Below are 20605 nucleotides of genomic sequence, written 5' to 3'. Positions count from 1 at the left end.
TAACGCCTCACTATTATCGTCATATGCTAAAATTCATTTTGTCATAGGTCAATAATGATCGACGGAAAAAGCGCCAACGAAATCTTTGACAGTATTCGTCAGCATATCACCAGCGGAACCTTAGCGAAGGGTGAAACGCTGCCGCCGGTACGTGAACTGGCCGTCCAGCTTGGCGTTAACCGCAATACGGTGGCGTCCGCCTATAAGCGGCTGGTCACCTCCGGGCTGGCGCTGAGCCTGGGTCGTAACGGCACCGTGGTTAAAGAGACCGCCGCGCCGCTGGCACTGGAAGGCGGTAACCCGCATACGCCGCTTACCGATCTCTCCAGCGGCAATCCCGCCACGGCGCGGCTGCCAAACCTGGCCAAGTATATCTCCCACATCAGCAGCTCGCCGCGCCTGTATGGCGATACGCCGGTGTCGCCAGCGCTGGCTGACTGGGCAGCGAAATGGATGCAGGACGCCATGCCCACGGCGGGAGAAATCGACCTCACCAGCGGGGCGATTGATGCCATTGAGCGACTCCTGAGCGCCCACCTGCTGCCCGGCGATAGCGTTGCCGTTGAAGATCCCTGCTTTCTGAGCAGCATCAGCATGCTGCGCTACAGCGGCTTTGCCGCCAACCCGGTTACCATCGACCGGGAAGGTATGCTGCCGGAAAAGCTGGAACAGGCGCTGAGCAAAGGCGCTCGCGCGGTGATTCTGACGCCACGCGCCCATAACCCCACCGGGTGCAGCCTGAACGCCACCCGTGCCACCGCTTTACAAGCGGTGTTGAGTCGCTACCCGCAAACGCTGGTCATTCTCGACGACCACTTTGCCCTGCTCGCCGAAACGCCATGGCACCCGGTGATTTCGCCACAAACGCAGCACTGGGCGGTGGTGCGTTCGATGTCAAAAACGCTGGGCCCGGACCTGCGATTGGCCTTTGTCGCCAGTGATAAAACCACCTCGGCGAAGCTGAGGCTTCGCCTGAACGCCGGCAGCCAATGGGTCAGCCACCTGTTGCAGGATCTGGTCTACGCCTGCTTAAGCGACCCGGACTTCCAGCAATCCCTTGAGCAGACTCGCCAGTTTTACGCCGGGCAGCACCAAAAAATGGCCGAGGCGCTTCAGGCGCAAGGCATCGCCAATATTGCCCCCGGCGACGGCCTGAACTTCTGGCTGCCGCTCACAGATTCCAGCCATGAAACGGCCTTTGCGCTCGCCAAATTCGGCTGGCTGGTGCGCGAGGGGGACGCTTTTGGCGTGCAGGCGCCAGCGCAGGGTCTGCGCATTACGCTTTCCACACTTAACGACAACGACATTAACCGGCTGGCTGGCGATATTCGTCAGGCGCTGGGCCACTAACAGGAGAACATCCGTGCGAGTCCATTTTGTTATTCATGAATCATTTGAGTCTGCGGGCGCCTACCTGCCATGGGCTGCGACGCGCGGCCACATCGTGAGCGAGACCCACGTGTATACCGGGGAAGCGGTGCCGGAGAGCGTCGATGGTTTTGAAATGCTGGTAGTCTTTGGCGGCCCGCAGTCGCCGCGTACCACGCTTGCCGAGTGCCCTTATTTTGACTCGAAAGCCGAACAGCGGCTGATTCGCCAGGCGATTGAGGCCGGGCGTATCGTGGTCGGGATCTGCCTTGGCTCGCAGCTAATCGGCGAAGCGCTTGGCGCAGAAGTGCAGCAGAGCCCGGATAAAGAGATCGGTCACTACCCGATTACGCTCACCACGGCAGGGCTTGAACATCCGCTGTTCAGCCATTTCGGCTCGCCGCTGACCATCGGCCACTGGCACAACGATATGCCGGGCCTGACCTCAGAGACGGTGATTCTAGCCGAGAGCGCAGGCTGCCCGCGCCAAATCGTTCAGTATCGCGATAAGGTTTATGGCTTCCAGTGTCATATGGAGTTCACCGCCGATGCGATTGAGGGGTTAATTCAGCACTCCGAGCAGGAACTGGCAGAGGCCAAAGGCAAACCGTTTATCCGTTCGGTGGAGGAGATGCGCGCGTACGATTATCGCGAAATGAACCAGAAGTTATGGGAATTCCTTGATAAGCTGACCCAGTAGTTCCCCGGAGTCGGCTTCGCCTCGTCCGGGCTACACGTTTTCCCCTGTAGCCCGGCCAAGCGCAGCGCCGCCGGGGAAGCTCCCAGCCAAGGAGAACCCATGCCAGCAACATCGCTAAAAGCCGTTATCGAAGCCTGCGACCGCGCTATCTCGCAGGAAGACTACGCCACGCTGATGGAATACTACGCCGACGACGCCACTCTGGTGGTTAAGCCGGGCATGGTCGTCAGCGGCAAAGAGAATATTCACAAAGCGTTTATTGCCATCGCCGACTACTTTCAGCACCGGTTGGTGGTGATGCAGGGTCGGATGGAGATTATTGAAGGTGGCGATAACGCGCTGGTGATCATGGAAACCCGGCTGGATATTCCGTTGGCGGAAGGCGGTTCAACGCAGGTCACGCGCCGCGCCACCTACGTTTTTCAAAAGCTCGCGGACCGCTGGCTTTGTACCGTAGACAACTCCTACGGTACAGACCTGCTGGATAATCCCGAGGTTTAAATCCCTGCGCCCTGGCTGAAGTGCTCTTCACCAAACACGCCGGTTGAGAGGTAGCGATCGCCGCGATCGCAGATGATCGCTACCACTACCGCTCCCGGGTTTTGTTCGGCCACGCGAATTGCCCCGGCTACCGCACCGCCAGAGCTCACGCCGCAGAACACGCCTTCTTTCACCGCCAGCGCACGCATGGTGTTTTCCGCGGCGTTCTGGTGAATATCCAGCACCTGATCGACAAGACTGGCATTGAAAATACCCGGCATATACTCTGCCGGCCAGCGGCGAATGCCCGGAATACTGCTGCCCTCTTCCGGCTGCAGGCCAACAATAGTGACCGCTTTGTCCTGCTCGCGTAAAAAGCGCGAGACACCGGTAATGGTGCCGGTAGTACCCATACTGGAGACGAAATGGGTAATGCGCCCCGCCGTCTGCTGCCAGATTTCCGGGCCGGTGGTGGTGTAGTGCGCGTACGGATTATCCGGGTTGTTGAACTGATCCAGCAGCTTGCCTTCGCCACGCTGAGCCATTTCAAGCGCTAAATCACGCGCCCCTTCCATCCCCTGCTCTTTGGTAACCAGAATCAGCTCGGCGCCGTAAGCGCGCATCGCCGCACGGCGTTCCTGACTCATGTTGTCGGGCATCAACAGTTTCATCTGATAGCCCTTGAGCGCGGCAATCATCGCCAGCGCAATGCCGGTATTGCCACTGGTCGCTTCAATCAGCACGTCGCCCGGCTTAATTTCGCCGCGCTTTTCCGCTTCGACAATCATCGACAGCGCCGCGCGGTCTTTGACCGACCCCGCCGGGTTGTTGCCTTCCAGCTTGATCCAAATTTCGCTGCCGTTATCCGGCCCCAGACGTTGTAATTTGACCAGCGGCGTGTTGCCGATCGTTTGTTCTAATGTATTCACTTCTGCTGTCCAATAAAAAGCCCGGCTGCGTTTCGCTTACCGGGCCTGTCAATATTGTCTTGTAGGCCGGGTAAGCGTAGCGCCACCCGGCAAAACCACGTGCGATTAAGCTATCAGGCCGTTTCTGCCAGAGCAAGCGTCTCATGGGACTCAATACGCTGGTCGCCGTGGTACAGGCGCGCATTCTGCAGGCCGACAAACAGGCGATCGCCTCGCAGCGGCGCGTCGTCACCGCGCATCACCACCGTTAACGGCTCCTGATACCACCCCAGAGGCTGAACAACTAATTGGGTGTAGTGACCTTTCGGGCTGGCTTCTAGCACCTGCACCGGCAGCGGAGAATCAAGGCTGGTACGACGGCTCACGTCCACTTCCCAGGGGCGCAGGAACAGATCCACCGGCCCCTGATAGGACGGCGTATAGCCCAGCGGCCAGCGGTGTGCGCCAACGTGGAACTGCCCGCCGCGAATGGTACCCTGCAGACGGTTCACTTCCCCCATAAACTCCAGCACAAAACGGGTCGCGGGCTCGCGCCATACTTGATCCGGCTCGTCGGCCTGTTCGATATTGCCCTGGCTCATCACCACCACGCGGTTAGCGACTTCCATCGCCTCTTCCTGGTCGTGGGTAACGAAGACGCTGGTGAATTTCAGCTCTTCATGTAGCTGACGCAGCCAGCGGCGCAGCTCTTTACGCACCTGCGCATCCAGCGCGCCAAACGGTTCGTCGAGCAGTAAAATCTGCGGTTCAACCGCCAGTGCACGAGCCAGCGCCACGCGCTGCTTCTGCCCGCCGGACAGCTGCGCCGGGTAGCGGTCTGCCAGATGGGCAAGCTGCACCATCTCCAGCAGTTTGGTGACTTTGGCTTTAATGGTCGCGGCGTTAGGACGTTCGCGGCGCGGCAGCACGGTCAGGCCAAAGGCAATGTTGTCGAACACCGTCATATGGCGGAACAGCGCGTAGTGCTGGAAAACAAAACCTACCTTGCGGTCACGGGCGTGCAGACGACTCACGTCGGTGCCGTGGAAGCGAATATGCCCGCTGGTCTGGTGTTCCAGCCCGGCGATAATACGCAGCAGCGTGGTTTTCCCGGAGCCGGACGGCCCCAGCAGCGCGACCATCTGGCCGGAAGGGATATCCAGAGAGATATCATTCAGCACCTGGGTGCGACCAAAAGACTTCTTAATATTGGCAATCTCAATGCTCATGATTTCCCTCCTGTTGCGCGCGTTTTTCTTGATTATGCAAACGCCACTGCAACGCACTCTTTAAGAACAAGGTCAAAATAGCCATCAGGGTCAGCAACGCGGCGGCGGTAAAGGAACCGACGGTGTTGTAGTCCTGCTCCAGCAGTTCAATCTGTAACGGTAACGACAGGGTCTCGCCGCGAATCGAGCCGGAGACAACCGACACCGCGCCAAACTCACCGATAGCGCGAGCGTTGGTCAGCACCACGCCGTACAGCAGCGCCCAGCGAATGTTCGGCAGCGTGACGCGTTTAAACATCTGCCAGCCGGAAGCACCCAGCAGCACCGCCGCTTCATCTTCCTGACTGCCCTGGCTCAGCATCACCGGCACCAGTTCGCGCACCACAAACGGGCAGGTCACGAAGATGGTGACCAGCACCATGCCCGGCCAGGCAAACATAATCTGCAGATTATGCGCTTCCAGCCAGCCGCCAAGCGGGCCGTTGGAACCGTAGAACAACAGATAAACCAGACCCGCCACCACCGGCGAGACGGCAAACGGGATGTCCAGCAGCGTCAGCAGCAGCTGACGCCCCGGGAAGTTAAAGCGCGTCACCAGCCAGGCGAGCAGCACGCCGAACACCAGGTTCACCGGCACGGTAATCAGCGCAATCATCACCGTCAGCCAGATGGCGTGCAGCATGTCCGGGTCGGCCAGGTTTTGCAGCACCGGCATCAGCCCCTTGCTGAAGGCCTGGACGAAGATGTAGATCATCGGCACCAGCAGGATAAAGGCCGACACCACCATCCCGATGCCAATCAGCACCCATTTACCCCAGTTGATGCGGGGGGCGTCATAGCGTTTCAATTGAGTAACTTCCGCCATTAGTGACCTACCACACGTCGACCAAAGCGACTTTGCAAGGTATTGATTGAGAACAGCAGCAGCAGAGAGGCCGCGAGGATCACCGACGCAATCGCGCTCGCCGCCGGATAATCAAACTCCTGAAGGCGAATAAAGATCATCAACGAGGTCACTTCCGTCTTCCAGGCGATGTTACCGGCGATGAAAATCACCGCGCCAAACTCGCCGAGGCTGCGGGTGAACGACAGCGCCACGCCCGCCACCAGCGCCGGAGACAGCTCCGGCAGCACTACTTTACGGAAGCTCTGCCAGCGCGTCGCGCCCAGTGTTTCCGCCGCTTCTTCATACTCGGGACCTAACTCTTCCAGCACCGGCTGTACGGTACGCACCACAAATGGGATGCTGGTAAACGCCATCGCCACCGCAATACCGAGCCAGGTATAGGTCACCTTGATATCAAACTTCGCCAGCCACTCGCCGTAGAAGCCGTTCACCGAGAACAGCGACGCCAGCGTCAGGCCAGCCACCGCCGTTGGCAGGGCAAACGGCAGATCCATCAGCGCGTCCAGCAGCGTGCGGCCCGGGAAACGGTAGCGGGTTAAAATCCACGCCATCAGCAGGCCAAACACGCCGTTAAAAATCGAGGCCACAAACGCCGACAGCAGCGTCACTTTGTAGGCCGCCACCACCTGCGGGTTGGTGATCACTTCCCAGTACTGCGACCAGCTCATCTGCGCCAGTTGCATAACCAGCGCGCTCAGCGGCAGCAGCAGAATTAAACATACAAACAGCAGACTGGTGCCGAGGCTCAGGGTGAAACCCGGCAGCACGCGTCTGGAGGAGACTGCAAACATTACTTACGCCCCGCCGCTAACAGCTTGTCTAACTCGCCACCGCTGGCGAAATGCGTTTTCATCACTTCTGGCCAGGCACCGAACTTATCTTCCACGCGGAACAGTTCGGTCTGCGGGAATTTGTCTTTCAGCTTGTCCATCACCTGCGGGTTGTTCACGCGGTAGTAATAGTCGGTGATAATGGTTTGCGCCTGCGGGCTATACAGATAGTTCAGGTAGGCTTTCGCCGCCTTCTCGGTACCGTTAGCTTTGACGTTTTTATCCACCCACGCGACCGGGAACTCCGCCAGAATGTTGACCTTCGGCACCACGACTTCGAAGCCCTGATCTTCATACTGCTTACGGATGTTGTTCACTTCAGATTCGAAGGTGATCAGCACGTCGCCAAGACCACGTTCCACGAAGGTGGTGGTTGCCCCACGGCCGCCGGTATCAAACACTTCGACGTTTTTCAGGAACTGAGTCATAAACTGTTGGGTTTTGGCTTTATCGCCACCGTCCGCCTGATCCGCTGCGCCCCACGCAGCCAGATAGGTGTAGCGCGCGTTACCGGAGGTTTTCGGGTTCGGGAAAATCAGCTTCACGTCCGGACGCACCAGATCATTCCAGCTTTCGATGTGCTTCGGGTTGCCCTTGCGCACCAGGAAGGCCATGGTCGAGTAGAACGGCGAGCTGTTGTTCGGTAAACGAGACTGCCAATCAGCCGGAATCAGGTTGCCTTTGTCGTGCAGGATCTGCACATCGGTCACCTGGTTATAAGTTACAACGTCAGCTTTTAAGCCCTGCAAAATCGCCAGCGCCTGCTTGGAAGAACCGGCGTGAGATTGCTTAATCGTCAGCTTGTCACCCGCGTTATCCTTGGCCCATTGCTGCTCAAACGGCGTATTCAGGGCGGCAAACAGCTCACGGGAGACGTCATAAGAACTGTTTAACAGCTCTGTCGCCTGTGCTTGTGCCACCAGCAGCATTGAAGCAGCCAGCGCCAGGTATCTTTTTTTCAGTAACGTCATAGCCATTGCGCACCCTATCGTTTGAGGACTCTCTGAGCATCAGTGTATTTATAACGGGGACGAAAGGAGTAACGGTTTTATATACCGTTTGGTGATTTGGAAGTTGAAAAGAGAATAAGGATTTTTAACATGATAAAAATATCTGGATAACGCCTCGAAAAAGCGCCATCGACTGCTTGTTCAGACAGTAAGTCCGGTTTCAAATAGCCGTATCAATAGTGTGCTAAGCATCATCACGCTACTATTATGTGCAAAATATCATAAGGAGATGAACGATGAGAACGTTCGGCGATAGCGATGCCCAACAGAGCCAATCTACGGCAATGCGCCAGGCTGCTGAAAATCGCGCCCAGCAAGAAACCGCCTATCTGATGCAGTCACCGGAAAACGCCAGACGGCTTGTCGATGCAATAAAAGATTTGAAAGCAGGAAAAGGGATTCAGAGGGATTTAATGGAGTGAAGCTTATCTGGTCGGCGCAGGCGTGGGAGGATTATCTGTACTGGCAAAATACCGATAAGAGCACAATCAAAAAAATAAACGAGCTTATCAGGGAGATAAAGCGAACTCCTTTTTCAGGCAAAGGAAAGCCGGAACCGCTGAAGTACGATCTGGCGGGGTTCTGGTCCCGCCGGATCACATTAGAGCATCGCCTCGTCTACTGTATTGATAACGATGCTCTACTGATTGCTGCCTGCCGGTATCACTATCAGACGGCTCGGTTTATGGCATCTGAAGAAAGTGTTCCTTACAACGCCACCAGCTTATCCAGCGAAGGCGCAAAGTAATACCCGCCGGTCACCGGCTTGGTGAAACGCAGCATCGCATCACGCTTACCGTCGGTGTCGCCAAACATGCTCAGCAGCTGCTGCTCAATGTTGTGCAGACGTGCGCAGTAGGCGCAGAAATAGAGGCCATGAGTGCCGCTCGCGGTGCCGTAAGGCAGACTCTGGCGCACAATTTTCAGCCCTTTGCCGTCTTCTTTCAGGTCAACGCGGGTCAGGTGAGAGGTTTCCGGGCGCTCGTCGCCGTCAATCTCTTCGTTGGCTTCTTTGGTACGGCCAAACATCATTTCCTGATCCGGCACGCTCATGCGATTAAGCTGCTTGAGGTTGTGCTCCCAGCGCTGCACGAAGACGTAGCTGCCGCCTGCATCAACGCCGTCTTTGATGACCGCAACTTCGCGGCGCGTCTCTTCACCCGCCGGGTTTTCGGTGCCATCAACGAAGCCGCTCAGGTCACGCTCTTCAACCCAACGGAAACCGTGCACTTCTTCCTGCACGTCCAGGGAATCACCGAACGCCGCCAGCGCCGCCTGGGCAACGGAGAAGTTTACGTCATGGCGCAGCGACAGAATGTGGATCAGCACATCAAACTGCGTGGAAGGCGCAAGCCCTTTACCATACGGAGGGAAGTCTTTCAGCTCTTCTGCACCTACGCCGCCGCTCAGCTCACGCCAGGTATTGTGGCCAAACGCCACTACCGCGCCTAAATGTGCATCCGGGAATTTATCCTGAAACGCCGCCAGCTTTTCGGCAAAAATTTTGCTGCCAGCGCGCAGGGCGTTTACGTCCCCTTTAACATTGGCTTCAATCCAAATCGCCGCACGGCAATGTTCCGGCAAAATGCCGCTCTGAACCTGAGACATCGCTCCTCCTGAAATAAAATGCCACGACATCGTGGCATATAAAAACCTCACATATTGTACCCGCTTTTGGCATCTGCGGGCTATCTGGCGTCAAATTTAGCGACGCCAGATAATTTTCTTCAGCGTCCAGTTCTTCAGCGTATCGTCCGGCGGCATCAGACCCTGCGGCCCCTGCCAGTCGCCCGAGAACTGATAGCTGATGTGCTCGCTGCCTTTGGCCTTACACTCGACGACGTTGCTGTCGTCTCCCGTGGTCGCCTGACAGTTGCCGAAGGCTTTATCGTAAACGTTACTGAACGGGGTACCGACCTTCACGTCATCAGCGGCTTCAATACTGTCATCAAGAACATCAATACGACTGACGGTGCCGCTATCGCCGTTAATCACCAGCGCCAGCGTGTCGCCGCGCAGCGCTTCAAAGTAGTGAACGATATTGCCGTCGTGCGCTTTCATCCCGCTACGCAGGCGGTAGCTGCTGCCGAGCGCGTCGCTAATCGCCTGCTCGTTCAGCGCCGTTGAACCGCTAAGCCCGCCCACGCCCTGCTCCGTCACGCCGGCAGAGGAACCAAACCAGTTCCACGGATAGGCGGCGGACCAGTTCACCGACGACAGCGTAGAGCAGCCGGTCAGCGCCAGCGGGAGGGCACACAAGAGTAAACGCAGCGATTTCATTGATACTTCCTATATATTCAAGTCAGGCCTATTGGAGTCCAGTAAACACAAAAAGTGCCGTCTATTCTGCGACATCCGTAAAACAGGCGCGTAAACGCCGGTTGGTGATAAGCCACCATAAGGCAAAAATATCGAGTAAAAACAGGCTTAAGCCTATGCCAGAGAGCGTTTCGCCGCTCAGCCAAAGACAGGGCTGCCAGAACAGTAAAATCAGTTGGGCGAAGATCAGCACCGGGCGCAGCCATTGCCAAAGGCGCGGGTACAGATGCCGCCGCCCGCTCAGCAAAAAAGCCAGTACCGCCGGTACGCCGGGGATCAGACCTATCCAGAAAAGGCTATGGTCGGGATAAAACAGATTCAGCAGCGCATCGCCCTGGTCGCGCGATGCGCCCGCCATCAGAAACAGTACCCACGTCCGCGCCTGCAACAGCAGCAGGCACCAGAACAGGAAAGGCAGGCGCAGACGGCCCTGCGGGTCGTAATCAGCGGGCGAAAACTCAGTACTCTTCATCTTCTATCAGGCGCTTACCTAAACTTTGTGCGTCGGCATGTTCATAGCCTAAACGCTCGTACATCCCCAGCACCACGTCATTTTCTTCACGCACCATAATCTGGATCTTCGGGCAGCCGCGGGCAATCAACTTTTTCTCAAGGCGATTAAGCAGCGCGTTGGCGATGCCACGTCCCCGGTATTCCGGGTGTACGCCGAGATAATATGCGGAGCCACGATGACCATCGTAGCCGCCCATAATAGTGCCCACCACTTCACCGTTCACTTCGGCGACCAGAAACAGGCTGACGTCGTGGTTGACCTTGCGCTCAATGTCCATCTCTGGGTCGTTCCACGGCCGCAGCAGATCGCATCGCTCCCACAAGGTGATGACCTCTTCAAAGTCCGACTGGCGAAAAACGCGTATCTCCATGGTATTACCCGCCTTTTCAGGTTTAAAAACAGTGATTATGGCGTGAACGGGCAATTTAGCCAATATCTGACGCGGCACAGTGAAAAAAATGGCATAATACGGTACAGACACGTATTGAAATGAAAAGTAAAACAATTCTCATCACGAACAGTCGTAACCGAAATCGCGATACGATATAACATATGGATTCTTGTTTTTACAACTCAGGCCGGAATGAGCACTTTTAAACCCTTAAAAATACTGACTTCGCGCCGCCAGGTGCTAAAAGCCGGATTGGCTGCACTCACGCTGTCGGGGATCGCCTCCCAGGCAGTCGCTAAAGAGACCAATTTAAAAACCAGCAACGGTCACAGTAAACCGGCAAAGAAATCGTCGGGCAGACGCTTAGTGATGCTGGACCCAGGCCACGGCGGTATTGATACCGGGGCCATTGGGCATAATGGTTCGAAAGAGAAACACGTGGTGCTGGCGATTGCCAAAAACGTCCGCGCTATTTTGCAAAAGAACGGTATCGATGCCAAATTGACCCGCTCTGGTGACACCTTTATTCCGCTGTACGACAGGGTCGAAATTGCCCATCAGCACGGCGCGGATCTGTTTATGTCGATCCACGCGGACGGCTTTACCAACCCTTCTGCCGCGGGCGCCTCGGTATTTGCCCTCTCGAACCGTGGGGCCAGTAGCGCCATGGCAAAATACCTGTCGGATAAAGAGAACGCCGCCGATGAACTCGCCGGTAAGAAGGCCAAGGATAAAGACCATCTGCTCCAGCAGGTGCTGTTTGACCTCGTCCAGACCGACACCATTAAAAATAGCCTGACGCTCGGCTCACACGTACTGAAGAAAATTAAGCCGGTGCACAAGCTGCACAGCCGCAGCACGGAACAGGCCGCATTTGTGGTACTGAAGTCGCCGTCCATTCCGTCGGTGCTGGTGGAAACCTCATTTATCACCAACCCAGGTGAAGAAAAGCTGCTGGGTACCACCGCGTTCCGACAGAAAATTGCCGATGCGATTGCCTCCGGCATCATCAGCTATTTCCACTGGTTTGATAACCAGAAAGCCCACGCGAAGAGACGTTAATGACCATCAACGTACAACAGGTGAAAGCCTTTCTGCTTAAGCTGCAGGACGATATCTGCCAACAGCTTGAACGCGTAGACGGCGGCGTCTTTATTGAGGATAGCTGGCAGCGTGAAGCGGGTGGCGGCGGTCGCAGCCGGGTGCTGCGCGACGGCAGCGTCTTTGAACAGGCCGGAGTGAATTTCTCCCACGTCCACGGCGACGCGATGCCCGCCTCCGCCACTGCGCATCGCCCGGAGCTTGCCGGGCGCAGCTTTGAAGCGATGGGCGTTTCTCTGGTCGTTCACCCGCGTAATCCGTACGTGCCGACAAGCCACGCCAACGTGCGCTTCTTTATCGCCGAAAAGCCGGGCGCTGAGCCAGTGTGGTGGTTTGGTGGCGGCTTCGATTTAACGCCCTACTACGGTTTTCAGGAAGATGCGGTGCACTGGCATACCGTCGCTCGCGACCTGTGTCAGCCGTTTGGCGAGGATGTCTATCCGCACTATAAAAAGTGGTGCGACGACTATTTCCATCTCAAGCACCGCAACGAGCAGCGCGGCATTGGCGGCCTGTTCTTTGACGACCTGAATACGCCTGACTTCGACCACTGCTTTGGCTTTATGCAGGCCGTGGGGAAAGGCTTCACCGACGCCTACCTGCCGATTGTTGAGCGTCGCAAGGCGATGCCATACGGTGAGCGCGAGCGTGATTTCCAGCTCTACCGCCGCGGGCGTTACGTGGAGTTCAATCTGGTGTGGGACCGCGGCACGCTGTTCGGCCTGCAGACCGGGGGGCGTACGGAGTCGATTCTGATGTCGATGCCGCCGCTGGTGCGCTGGGAGTACAACTACCAGCCGGAAGAAGGCAGCCCGGAAGCCGCCTTGAGTGAATTCATTAAAGTGAAAGACTGGCTCTGAGCTAACCCGGGGTCGGCATAAACGCCTCGCCCGGGCGACTTGTTACAGCGGCTGGGTTTGTGCTTCGACTACCGCCAGCGCCACCATGTTAACGATACGGCGAACGGAAGCAATCGGCGTCAGGATATGTACCGGCTTCGATACCCCCATCAGCACGGGCCCCACGGTTACCCCTTCAGAGCTGGATACGCGCAGCAGGTTGTAGCTGATACGCGCCGCTTCCATATTTGGCATCACCAGAATGTTCGCGGAGCCTTTCAGCGGGCTGTCCGGCATACGGTCATTACGGATGCTTTCCACCAGCGCGGCATCGCCGTGCATCTCACCGTCAATCATCAGCTCAGGCGCACGCGCCTTCACCAGCTCCAGCGCATCGCGCATTTTGCTGGCTGACGGGCAGTCGGACGAGCCAAAGTTAGAGTGTGACAGCAGCGCCACGCGCGGTTCGATACCGAAACGACGCACGCTTTCCGCCGCCATCAGGGTGATTTCCGCAATCTGCTCTGGCGTCGGATCGTTGTTGACGTAGGTATCGGCAATAAAGGTGTTGCCGCTTGGCAGCAGCAGCGCATTCATTGCGCCAGCGGTGTGTACGCCTTCACGGTAGCCAAACAGCGGCTGTACCGCGCTGAAGTGCTCGTGATAATCGCCAATGGTGCCGCAGATCATGCCGTCAGCTTCGCCGCGCAGCACCATAATGGAGCCAATCGCGGTGGTGTTGCTGCGCATTTCACGCTGCGCCTGCTCCTGAGTGATGCCACGGCGCTTCATCAGGTTGTAATATTCCTGCCAGTACTCTTTAAAGCGCGGGTCCGATTCGTTGTTAACGATTTCGAAGTCTACGCCCGCTTTGATTTGCAGCCCCAGTTTCTGCAGGCGCATTTCAATGACGCTTGGACGACCAATCAGAATCGGCTTCGCCAGACCCAGCGTGATCAACTCCTGCGTCGCGTGCAGTACGCGGTTATCTTCCCCTTCTGCCAGCACGATACGCTTCGGCTCTTTACGCGCCTGAGAGAAAATCGGCTTCATGAACAGGTTGGTTTTGTAGACGAACTCGCTCAGTTTTTCGATGTAGGCATCAAAATCGGCAATCGGGCGATTCGCCACGCCGGAGTCCATCGCCGCTTTCGCTACCGCAGGGGCGATCTTGACGATCAGACGCGGATCGAACGGCTTAGGAATAATATATTCCGGGCCAAAGCTCAGGTCCTGATCGCCATAGGCGGAGGCGACCACTTCGCTCTGCTCGGCGTGCGCCAGCTCCGCAATCGCGTGGACTGCAGCCAGCTTCATCTCTTCGTTAATCGCCGTTGCGCCAACGTCCAGCGCGCCGCGGAAGATGAACGGGAAGCACAGCACGTTGTTGACCTGGTTCGGGTAGTCAGAGCGTCCGGTACAGATAATCGCATCCGGACGCACTTCTTTCGCCAGCGGCGGCAGAATTTCCGGCTCTGGGTTAGCCAGCGCCAGAATCATCGGCGCACGCGCCATCTTCTTGACCATCTCCTGGGTCAGCACTTTCGGGCCGGAGCAGCCAAGGAAGATATCGGCATCGGCAATCACGTCGTCGAGGCTGCGTTTACCGTCATCTTTTACCGCATAAGCGGCTTTGGTTTCCGCCATATTCGGCTCGCGGCCTTCGTAAATCACGCCCTTCGAGTCGCAGACCACGATGTTGTGTTTCTGCATCCCGAGCGCCACCAGCAGGTTCATACAGGCGATCGCCGCCGCGCCCGCGCCGGAAACCACCATGCGCACGTCGGAGATATTTTTCTCGACGACGCGCAGGCCGTTGAGGATAGCCGCGGTGCTGATGATAGCCGTACCGTGCTGATCGTCATGGAACACCGGAATGTTCATACGTTCACGCAGTTTCTGCTCAATGTAGAAACATTCCGGTGCTTTGATATCTTCCAGGTTGATGCCGCCGAAGGTTGGCTCCAGTGCAGCAACCACGTCGATAAATTTGTCAGGGTTGGTTTCGTCCACCTCGATGTCGAAAACATCAATACCGGCGAACTTCTTGAACAAAACGCCCTTGCCTTCCATTACCGGTTTACCGGCGAGCGCGCCGATATTCCCCAACCCGAGCACCGCGGTACCGTTTGATACCACTGCCACCAGGTTGCCGCGCGCCGTATATTTGTACGCCGCCAGCGGGTCTTTTTCGATTTCCAGACACGGCGCCGCTACGCCCGGAGAGTAGGCCAGCGCAAGGTCGCGCTGCGTTGCCAGCGGCTTGGTCGGGGAGACTTGAATTTTTCCTGGGATAGGGAATTCATGGAAATCGAGGGCACTTTGTTTTAATTGGTCGTCCATTTAGGGTTCCTTTCACGTATCGAACTAAAAAGGTGAAGCGCAATTACGTTCCTGATGCACTCCCGAAGGAAGCGCCTAGTATCGCCTTTGGCAGCCCGGCAAACTTTGAAGGCCGCCATACTCTTGCGAACACGCTTTGCTTTGTTATTGATTTATTGCTCGCATGTTATCAACTATCGATAGCAAGATCATGATTTCCATCTATGCTTTTTCGTTATGTTCGCCATAACCAAATCGTTATGGACTTAATCCAACCGCCCCTCCTGACCCGCCCGCACCAGCTCATCCACCGCATAGCGAATCTTCGGCAGCAGCTGGTGATTCTTCGGCCAGATGGCGCTGATGGGCATCTCCGCGCCCGCGCTTTCCGCCAACACTTCAACCAGCAATCCTTGTGCCAGCGCGTCTGCCACCAGCCAGCGCGGCAGCTGCGAGAGCCCGCAGCCAGCAAGCGTTGCCGTCAGCATGGCATCACCGTCGGCCATCTCAAAGGTTGGCGGCGGCGTGAAGCGCGTTATCTTTCCGTCAGTCGATTTTAGCAGCCACGAAATCGGCTGATTCCGCCGAAAACCGACCACGCAGCGATGGCGAGCCAGCGCTTCTGCGCTCAGCGGCTCGCCGAATGCCGCCAGATAGGCCGGGGCCGCGCAGATAACCAGCTTCTGCGTGGTCAGCCGTCGAGCGACCAGCCCGCTGCTGTCAGCCAGTTCCCCGATGCGCACCACCAGATCGATCCCCTCTTCAATCAGGTCAACAAAGCGCTCGCTGAAGGTCACCGTCAACGACAGTTCAGGGTAGCGTTGGGTAATGGCTAGCAGGATCGGCAGCACGCGCTGGCGGCCAAAAGCCGACGGTAGATCAACCCGCAGCCGACCGGACGGATGAATCACGTGCGAAGTGAGCTCAGCTTCCGCCTGCTCAAGAATATCGATCGCCTGCTGACAGCGCGAAAGGAAGGCTTCGCCGTCGGGGGTCAGGCTCAGGCGGCGGGTAGAACGCTGAAACAGCGTTAGCCCGAGGCGCGCTTCGAGGCGGCTCACGCTCTTGCCCACCGCCGATTTGGTCAGCCCCAGTTGCTCTGCGGCAGCGGTAAAGCTGCCCTGCTGAGCCGTTGTCACAAAAGCGGTGATCCCGCCAAGGTTATCGGTTTTTCGCATCGTTCCACGTCCACTGGATTAAGTCCCCTCATGCTGTAGCGTATTGGAGAATTTATGTCTACAAAGAAGCAACTAAAACCCCATTTATCGCCAGAATAAAATCAATCATAGTATTCAGCGTGATGACGAATCGCCATCATGCGGCAAAGCAGGCCTGTTAAGCCATCATCCTGAATCGTTAAATTAATCATTACGTTGATAAGCTGGAGAACATTATGACGACGGTAAACGGTTTTAAACACGTCGGTCTGCTGACGAAAAAAGAGACCCAGAGTTTTGAAGAATTTGTCGCCCACTGGCAGGCCGTGCACAGCAAGATTGCCCTGGCGCTGCCGGGCCTGCGCGGCTACGTGCTGAACCCTATCGATCGCCGTGTCTACCCCGACTCACCGATCGACGGTTTTTCCGAGCTGTGGTTTGATTCACTGGAGGGCGCAATGGCGGCCTTTGCTTCTCCGGTAGGTCAGGAGGCGTTCGACGACGTGCCGAACTTTGCTGCTAACGTGGCCGTTACCTATATTACGGAAATCAGAAAGCGTTAACCGGAGACCCACTGCGTCGCCCACGCATCCGCGCTCTGCCAGCTGTCGCATTCCGGCTGCGCGGCATAGCGCACCAGGCGGAAGCGTTGGCCGTCGTAGCGCCAGCGCGTTTGCACGCCACAGTCGCCCAGACCACGGCCTTTATCCAGCGTCACTAGCTCCCGGGAATTTTCATTGAAGGTCAAATTGACCAGCTCAACGTCGCGGCTGTCGCTGCCAGCAGGCAGGAACGGCAGGCGCAGACGTATTGGCGTCGTGATGAACGGCTTCTGGCGCGATACCAGCCAGGCAAGATAGATGGTGTTGTAGGCACCGGATTCGCAGCTGGTCATGATCAGCGCTTTATCATCGCTTAAGGCGGTGACCCACACTTCGCGGCGGATTGGTTCCAGTGAGCACTGGTTGTTGTTCATACGCCAGGTGGCGAAGTCGAGCAGATCGTTGTACTCCGCGTGGCTCAGTGGCACGGGCGCAGGTATCGCTTTCACCGCTGACTTCAGCGCCGGTGCGGGCGGCACGCTCATTGGCGGTTCGTCGCCTTTGCGAACCCATGCCGTTTCATTACCCACTCGCTTTTGCTGAGCGTCGATAAACAGCAGCGCGGCCTTCAGCCCCTTCAGCGACATCACCTGCACGCCTTTATCCAGCGTAATCGCATCGGCATCCTGAACCTGCTGGAGAAACGCATCGATGGTGACGCTATCGCCAGTCGTCAGAAGCTTAGGCTGCACTTTCCAGTGTTCGCCGGAAAGCTTGAGCGGTTTGCTGTCCAGCAGCAGCCGCGGCTCAATCGCCGGAACGGCGGCGACCGGGTTCACCAGACCACCTAGCTCGATACGCAGTTGTGCGTCGGTGTGCGCCCCAGCGCTACGACTTAACGTCATCACCAGACCGTGGTGCAGACCCACGTTGCGGGTCACGCAGAAATTCTGGTTATTGCAGGTCACTAACCAGTCGGAAAACAGCTGCTGCGCTGGCGCGGCCCACGTCACCGACGTCGGGAGCCACCCGATGCAGAAGAAAAAAAGGAGAACGTGGTAACGCATGGACGGTACAACCCCAGAAGAAAAAAGCATCAGCATACTGGGGGTATCTTCACTATCGAAGCGGCGAGGCTCAATCGGATTTATCGGATTGAGCATTGTCCCTTATTGCGCCATAAGGCCGGAGTTTTGCAGATACTGGAGCAAAATCACCGTCTTACCGTCGCAAATTTCGCCACTACGAATCATCTCAATTGCCTGAGTAAACGGCAGCTCCAGCACGTCAATGTCTTCATCCTCCACGCCACCGCCGTCATTCTGCCGCAGACGTTCGTCATACTCAGCGATAAAGAAGTGGACGATTTCGGTGACGCCGCCCGGAGACATATACAACTGGAACACTTTACGCACGTTGCTGACCTGGTAGCCGGTCTCTTCAATCGCCTCTTTGCGGATGCAGGCTTCCGGCTCATCATCGTCCAGCAGGCCCGCGCAGGTTTCAATCAGCATGCCGTCGAGATTGCCGTTAACCCAGGTGGCGACGCGGAACTGACGCACCAGCACCACACTCTGTTTGTGGCGGTTATACAACAGTACCGTCGCGCCGTTACCGCGATCGTACACTTCGCGCTTATGCTGGACGACCTCACCGTTTCGCTGGGTTAAGTTGTAGGTGATATTGCGCAGGACAAAGTAGTTTTCGGAGAGGATTTTATCTTTGATAACGGTGATATTCAGGGACATGCGGGCTCCACGGCGGAATACGAATAGCACATATTACGCCGCCGAGCCCGGCTACCGTCAATGCGCTGGGGTGATTTTTACCCCCAGCCAGTCGAGAATCCCCTGTGCGGCATGCCGCCCTTCGGCCATGGCGGTCACCACCAGATCGGCCCCGCGAACCGCATCGCCGCCGGCAAAAATCTGCGGGTTGCTGGTCTGATAGCGGTAAGGCGAATTGACGTTGGCGCGGATACGCCCCCAGTCATCGACGTCGACACCTTTGGCATTGAGCCACGGCATGCTGTGCGGATGGAAACCAAAGGCCATAATCACCGCATCAGCGGGCATCACAAACTCGCTGCCGGGGATCGGCATTGGCCGACGGCGGCCTTGAGCATCCGCCTCACCAAGCTGAGTGCGCAGCAGGCGAATGCCGCAAACGTGGCCTTTCTCATCCAGTTCAAGGGTTACCGGCTGAACGTTAAACTCAAACTCGGCCCCCTCTTCTTTGGCGTTCTTCACCTCTTTTTTCGACCCCGGCATGTTGGCTTCATCGCGACGATAGGCGCAGGTCACCTTCTGCGCACCGTGACGTAACGCGGTACGCACGCAGTCCATCGCCGTATCACCGCCGCCAAGCACCACCACGTTCAGCCCTTTGGTATTGATGTAAGGCTCGTCGGGTCGCTCACCGATGCCCATCACGTTTTTGGTGTTAGCAATCAGGAACGGCAGGGCGTCGTAAACCCCTGGCGCATCCTCATTCGGCAAATCGGCCTTCATCGAGCGATAGGTTCCGACGCCGACAAACACCGCATCGTAATCCGCCAGTAACGTCTCCAGCGCGATATCTTTACCAATCTCGCAGTTGAGCTCAAAGCGAATCCCCATCCCGGTAAAGATCTCACGGCGGCGCGCCATCAGCGATTTATCCAGCTTGAAGGAGGGAATGCCGAAGGTCAGCAGGCCACCAATTTCCGGGTGACGGTCAAACACCACTGGCTCCACGCCCTGACGCACCAGGATATCGGCGCACGCCAGCCCCGCCGGGCCAGCGCCAATAATGGCGACCCGCTTACCGCTGCTGGCAACGTTACCGACCGCAGGCCGCCAGCCTTTGGCCAGCGCGCGGTCAGAGATATAGCGTTCGATATTGCCAATGGTTACCGCGCCGTGTTCGTCGCGAATGGTGCAGGCCCCTTCGCACAGCCGGTCCTGCGGGCAGACGCGACCGGTAATCTCCGGCAGCGGGTTAGTCTGATGCGACAGCTCTACCGCGGCGTCAATATCCCCGGCGTTCACGCGTTCAATCCACTGCGGGATATGGTTATGTAGTGGACAGGTCCATTCGCAAATACTGTGCTCACCACAGGTCAGGCAGCGTGAAGCCGCCTGCTGCGCCTGCGCTTCTTTTAGCGGCAGATAGATTTCAGCAAAGACGGTTTTGCGGGCGTCGATATTCAGCTTATCCGCCTCACCGCGTGCGGGCGTCTGCCCCATCTGCTCGACCTTGCTGCGCGATACCTCAGGGGCAACGGCACGGCTGTCGCTGTGCCACGGCTGCGCTTCCCGGCAGGCGGTCTGCAGGCGGCGGTTTTTGGCGATATCGGTAAGCTGCTGGCTGGTCATCAATTGCAGCGCATCTGCCGGGCAGTTCTCCACGCACGCCGGACCCGCCGCGCGGTCATGGCACAGATCGCATTTGTGAGCGCTGGCTTTAACGCGCCCCTCTTTGGTTGGCGTCAACACCATCTGCATGGTGCCGAACGGGCAGGCCACTACGCAGGATTTACAGCCAATGCATTTTGCCTGATCGACCAGAATAGCGTCACCGCTCTGGCGTATCGCGCCGTTCGGGCAGCTGCGGGCACAGGGGGCATCTTCACAATGGTGGCAGGTCGCCACCCCTCGCTGATTGTTCATCTTCACGGTGGTAATGCGCGGAATAAACTGCGCTGAAGTCAGCACATGTTGCTCATCGTTATGCGACATTACACAGGCTACTTCACACGCCTTGCATCCAATGCATTTTTGGCTATCTACCCTAATAAAACGGTTCATACATTCTCAGCCTATGGTTCAAATTAACCTTATATTTATAAGTCCTATTTATTAGCCGAGTATTCCTCACCCAGGCAATGTCCATTTGCCCAGAAACGGTGACTATTTATCAGTATGATGTGGCAGATCAAAAAATTTCAGCTTAAATGAAATTACGTTTCAGGGGCCAAGGCCGATAGCGTAAGGATGTGCAAACCGTT

Annotated in this window: 21 protein-coding genes and 1 pseudogene; 8 read left to right on the top strand and 14 right to left on the bottom strand. The window is 57.0% G+C overall.

All coding sequences use genetic code 11. The features are described from left to right. Positions 1-54 precede the first annotated feature (54 nt). The 3 genes from ptsJ to V6944_RS15415 all read left to right on the top strand — a co-directional run bounded on the left by ptsJ (position 55) and on the right by V6944_RS15415 (position 2569). Positions 55-1350 (top strand): MocR-like B6 salvage transcription factor PtsJ, encoded by a 1296-nt coding sequence (gene ptsJ / locus V6944_RS15425; RefSeq protein ID WP_333499593.1) that lies wholly within the window; start codon positions 55-57, stop codon positions 1348-1350. A 13-nt stretch (positions 1351-1363) separates the two neighbouring features. Then, the gene (locus tag V6944_RS15420; RefSeq protein WP_333499592.1) at positions 1364-2068 is read left to right on the top strand and encodes a type 1 glutamine amidotransferase; all 705 of its coding nucleotides are present in this window, start codon (positions 1364-1366) and stop codon (positions 2066-2068) included. Between the two features lie 99 nt (positions 2069-2167). Beyond that, complete coding sequence (locus tag V6944_RS15415) at positions 2168-2569, top strand: YybH family protein (protein ID WP_333499591.1); 402 nt, start codon at positions 2168-2170, stop codon at positions 2567-2569. Here V6944_RS15415 and cysM read toward each other — a convergent pair. The 5 genes from cysM to V6944_RS15390 form a co-directional block, all read right to left on the bottom strand. Beyond that, positions 2566-3477: a cysteine synthase CysM gene (cysM, locus tag V6944_RS15410; protein WP_333499590.1), complete on the bottom strand. Its 912-nt coding sequence runs from the start codon at positions 3475-3477 to the stop codon at positions 2566-2568. The two genes, V6944_RS15415 and cysM, sit on opposite strands and share 4 nt — an antisense overlap. A gap of 113 nt (positions 3478-3590) precedes the next feature. Then, positions 3591-4685 (bottom strand): sulfate/thiosulfate ABC transporter ATP-binding protein CysA, encoded by a 1095-nt coding sequence (gene cysA / locus V6944_RS15405; RefSeq protein ID WP_185669906.1) that lies wholly within the window; start codon positions 4683-4685, stop codon positions 3591-3593. Beyond that, positions 4675-5550, bottom strand: a complete 876-nt coding sequence (gene cysW, locus V6944_RS15400) for a sulfate/thiosulfate ABC transporter permease CysW (protein ID WP_333499589.1) — start codon at positions 5548-5550, stop codon at positions 4675-4677. The genes cysA and cysW overlap by 11 nt, the downstream gene beginning before the upstream one ends. Further along, positions 5550-6383, bottom strand: coding sequence for a sulfate/thiosulfate ABC transporter permease CysT (cysT, locus tag V6944_RS15395; protein WP_185669904.1), 834 nt, complete (start codon positions 6381-6383; stop codon positions 5550-5552). Before cysT ends, cysW begins: the two co-directional genes overlap by 1 nt. After that, positions 6383-7399 (bottom strand): sulfate ABC transporter substrate-binding protein, encoded by a 1017-nt coding sequence (locus tag V6944_RS15390; protein ID WP_123650234.1) that lies wholly within the window; start codon positions 7397-7399, stop codon positions 6383-6385. The genes cysT and V6944_RS15390 overlap by 1 nt, the downstream gene beginning before the upstream one ends. A 269-nt stretch (positions 7400-7668) precedes the next feature. Between V6944_RS15390 and V6944_RS15385 the strand changes: the two genes are divergently transcribed. Further along, positions 7669-7854, top strand: a complete 186-nt coding sequence (locus V6944_RS15385) for a type II toxin-antitoxin system prevent-host-death family antitoxin (RefSeq protein WP_333499588.1) — start codon at positions 7669-7671, stop codon at positions 7852-7854. Continuing rightward, a pseudogene (locus V6944_RS15380) lies at positions 7851-8102 on the top strand (Txe/YoeB family addiction module toxin); the annotation flags it as partial. The gene V6944_RS15385 and the pseudogene V6944_RS15380, both read left to right, overlap by 4 nt. A gap of 38 nt (positions 8103-8140) precedes the next feature. Here V6944_RS15380 and V6944_RS15375 read toward each other — a convergent pair. The 4 genes from V6944_RS15375 to V6944_RS15360 form a co-directional block, all read right to left on the bottom strand. After that, a complete protein-coding gene (locus tag V6944_RS15375; RefSeq protein WP_333496770.1) occupies positions 8141-9040 on the bottom strand; it encodes a Dyp-type peroxidase in 900 nt (299 codons plus the stop codon). Between the two features lie 96 nt (positions 9041-9136). Continuing rightward, positions 9137-9712, bottom strand: coding sequence for an RpoE-regulated lipoprotein (locus tag V6944_RS15370; RefSeq protein WP_333499587.1), 576 nt, complete (start codon positions 9710-9712; stop codon positions 9137-9139). A 61-nt stretch (positions 9713-9773) separates the two neighbouring features. Beyond that, entirely contained in the window at positions 9774-10223 is a 450-nt protein-coding gene (locus tag V6944_RS15365) for a DUF2919 domain-containing protein (RefSeq protein WP_333499586.1), read from the bottom strand. Continuing rightward, positions 10210-10635 (bottom strand): GNAT family acetyltransferase, encoded by a 426-nt coding sequence (locus V6944_RS15360; RefSeq protein WP_035891508.1) that lies wholly within the window; start codon positions 10633-10635, stop codon positions 10210-10212. Before V6944_RS15360 ends, V6944_RS15365 begins: the two co-directional genes overlap by 14 nt. 213 nt (positions 10636-10848) lie before the next feature. Between V6944_RS15360 and amiA the strand changes: the two genes are divergently transcribed. Together amiA and hemF are read left to right on the top strand one after the other, a co-directional pair. Then, positions 10849-11718, top strand: coding sequence for an N-acetylmuramoyl-L-alanine amidase AmiA (amiA, locus tag V6944_RS15355; RefSeq protein ID WP_185669899.1), 870 nt, complete (start codon positions 10849-10851; stop codon positions 11716-11718). Next, on the top strand, positions 11718-12617 hold the full coding sequence (gene hemF / locus V6944_RS15350) for an oxygen-dependent coproporphyrinogen oxidase (protein WP_333499585.1): 900 nt from the start codon (positions 11718-11720) through the stop codon (positions 12615-12617). Before amiA ends, hemF begins: the two co-directional genes overlap by 1 nt. A 42-nt stretch (positions 12618-12659) precedes the next feature. Here the strand turns inward: hemF and maeB are convergent, their stop codons facing one another. Together maeB and V6944_RS15340 are read right to left on the bottom strand one after the other, a co-directional pair. Beyond that, positions 12660-14939 (bottom strand): NADP-dependent oxaloacetate-decarboxylating malate dehydrogenase, encoded by a 2280-nt coding sequence (maeB, locus tag V6944_RS15345; RefSeq protein WP_333499584.1) that lies wholly within the window; start codon positions 14937-14939, stop codon positions 12660-12662. A 245-nt stretch (positions 14940-15184) separates the two neighbouring features. Beyond that, complete coding sequence (locus V6944_RS15340) at positions 15185-16096, bottom strand: LysR substrate-binding domain-containing protein (protein WP_333499583.1); 912 nt, start codon at positions 16094-16096, stop codon at positions 15185-15187. 215 nt (positions 16097-16311) lie between these two features. Here V6944_RS15340 and V6944_RS15335 point away from each other — a divergent pair, with 215 nt between their 5' ends. Continuing rightward, the gene (locus V6944_RS15335) at positions 16312-16638 is read left to right on the top strand and encodes an EthD family reductase (RefSeq protein ID WP_333499582.1); all 327 of its coding nucleotides are present in this window, start codon (positions 16312-16314) and stop codon (positions 16636-16638) included. On the opposite strand, the gene V6944_RS15330 is transcribed toward V6944_RS15335, so the two are convergent. The 3 genes from V6944_RS15330 to aegA form a co-directional block, all read right to left on the bottom strand. Continuing rightward, complete coding sequence (locus V6944_RS15330; protein ID WP_333499581.1) at positions 16635-17684, bottom strand: DUF1176 domain-containing protein; 1050 nt, start codon at positions 17682-17684, stop codon at positions 16635-16637. The genes V6944_RS15335 and V6944_RS15330 overlap by 4 nt on opposite strands. A 102-nt stretch (positions 17685-17786) precedes the next feature. Further along, the gene (nudK, locus tag V6944_RS15325) at positions 17787-18365 is read right to left on the bottom strand and encodes a GDP-mannose pyrophosphatase NudK (RefSeq protein WP_333499580.1); all 579 of its coding nucleotides are present in this window, start codon (positions 18363-18365) and stop codon (positions 17787-17789) included. A gap of 57 nt (positions 18366-18422) precedes the next feature. Next, positions 18423-20405, bottom strand: coding sequence for a formate-dependent uric acid utilization protein AegA (gene aegA / locus V6944_RS15320; protein WP_333499579.1), 1983 nt, complete (start codon positions 20403-20405; stop codon positions 18423-18425). Positions 20406-20605 lie beyond the last annotated feature (200 nt).

Source organism: Kluyvera sp. CHPC 1.2972 (assembly GCF_036759925.1).
Classification (GTDB): Bacteria; Pseudomonadota; Gammaproteobacteria; order Enterobacterales; family Enterobacteriaceae; genus Kluyvera.
This window is presented reverse-complemented; position numbering and strand designations above follow the sequence as displayed.

Excerpts from the sequence above, each read along its gene's own strand:
- V6944_RS15340 (WP_333499583.1), bottom strand. The coding sequence starts at position 16,096 with ATGCGAAAAACCGATAACCTTGGCGGGATCACCGCTTTTGTGACAACG.
- V6944_RS15360 (WP_035891508.1), bottom strand. The coding sequence starts at position 10,635 with ATGGAGATACGCGTTTTTCGCCAGTCGGACTTTGAAGAGGTCATCACC.
- V6944_RS15385 (WP_333499588.1), top strand. The coding sequence starts at position 7,669 with ATGAGAACGTTCGGCGATAGCGATGCCCAACAGAGCCAATCTACGGCA.
- amiA (WP_185669899.1), top strand. The coding sequence starts at position 10,849 with ATGAGCACTTTTAAACCCTTAAAAATACTGACTTCGCGCCGCCAGGTG.
- V6944_RS15335 (WP_333499582.1), top strand. The coding sequence starts at position 16,312 with ATGACGACGGTAAACGGTTTTAAACACGTCGGTCTGCTGACGAAAAAA.
- ptsJ (WP_333499593.1), top strand. The coding sequence starts at position 55 with ATGATCGACGGAAAAAGCGCCAACGAAATCTTTGACAGTATTCGTCAG.
- V6944_RS15370 (WP_333499587.1), bottom strand. The coding sequence starts at position 9,712 with ATGAAATCGCTGCGTTTACTCTTGTGTGCCCTCCCGCTGGCGCTGACC.
- cysW (WP_333499589.1), bottom strand. The coding sequence starts at position 5,550 with ATGGCGGAAGTTACTCAATTGAAACGCTATGACGCCCCCCGCATCAAC.
- maeB (WP_333499584.1), bottom strand. The coding sequence starts at position 14,939 with ATGGACGACCAATTAAAACAAAGTGCCCTCGATTTCCATGAATTCCCT.
- V6944_RS15415 (WP_333499591.1), top strand. The coding sequence starts at position 2,168 with ATGCCAGCAACATCGCTAAAAGCCGTTATCGAAGCCTGCGACCGCGCT.
- V6944_RS15375 (WP_333496770.1), bottom strand. The coding sequence starts at position 9,040 with ATGTCTCAGGTTCAGAGCGGCATTTTGCCGGAACATTGCCGTGCGGCG.
- V6944_RS15330 (WP_333499581.1), bottom strand. The coding sequence starts at position 17,684 with ATGCGTTACCACGTTCTCCTTTTTTTCTTCTGCATCGGGTGGCTCCCG.
- nudK (WP_333499580.1), bottom strand. The coding sequence starts at position 18,365 with ATGTCCCTGAATATCACCGTTATCAAAGATAAAATCCTCTCCGAAAAC.
- V6944_RS15390 (WP_123650234.1), bottom strand. The coding sequence starts at position 7,399 with ATGGCTATGACGTTACTGAAAAAAAGATACCTGGCGCTGGCTGCTTCA.
- hemF (WP_333499585.1), top strand. The coding sequence starts at position 11,718 with ATGACCATCAACGTACAACAGGTGAAAGCCTTTCTGCTTAAGCTGCAG.
- aegA (WP_333499579.1), bottom strand. The coding sequence starts at position 20,405 with ATGAACCGTTTTATTAGGGTAGATAGCCAAAAATGCATTGGATGCAAG.
- V6944_RS15365 (WP_333499586.1), bottom strand. The coding sequence starts at position 10,223 with ATGAAGAGTACTGAGTTTTCGCCCGCTGATTACGACCCGCAGGGCCGT.
- cysT (WP_185669904.1), bottom strand. The coding sequence starts at position 6,383 with ATGTTTGCAGTCTCCTCCAGACGCGTGCTGCCGGGTTTCACCCTGAGC.
- cysA (WP_185669906.1), bottom strand. The coding sequence starts at position 4,685 with ATGAGCATTGAGATTGCCAATATTAAGAAGTCTTTTGGTCGCACCCAG.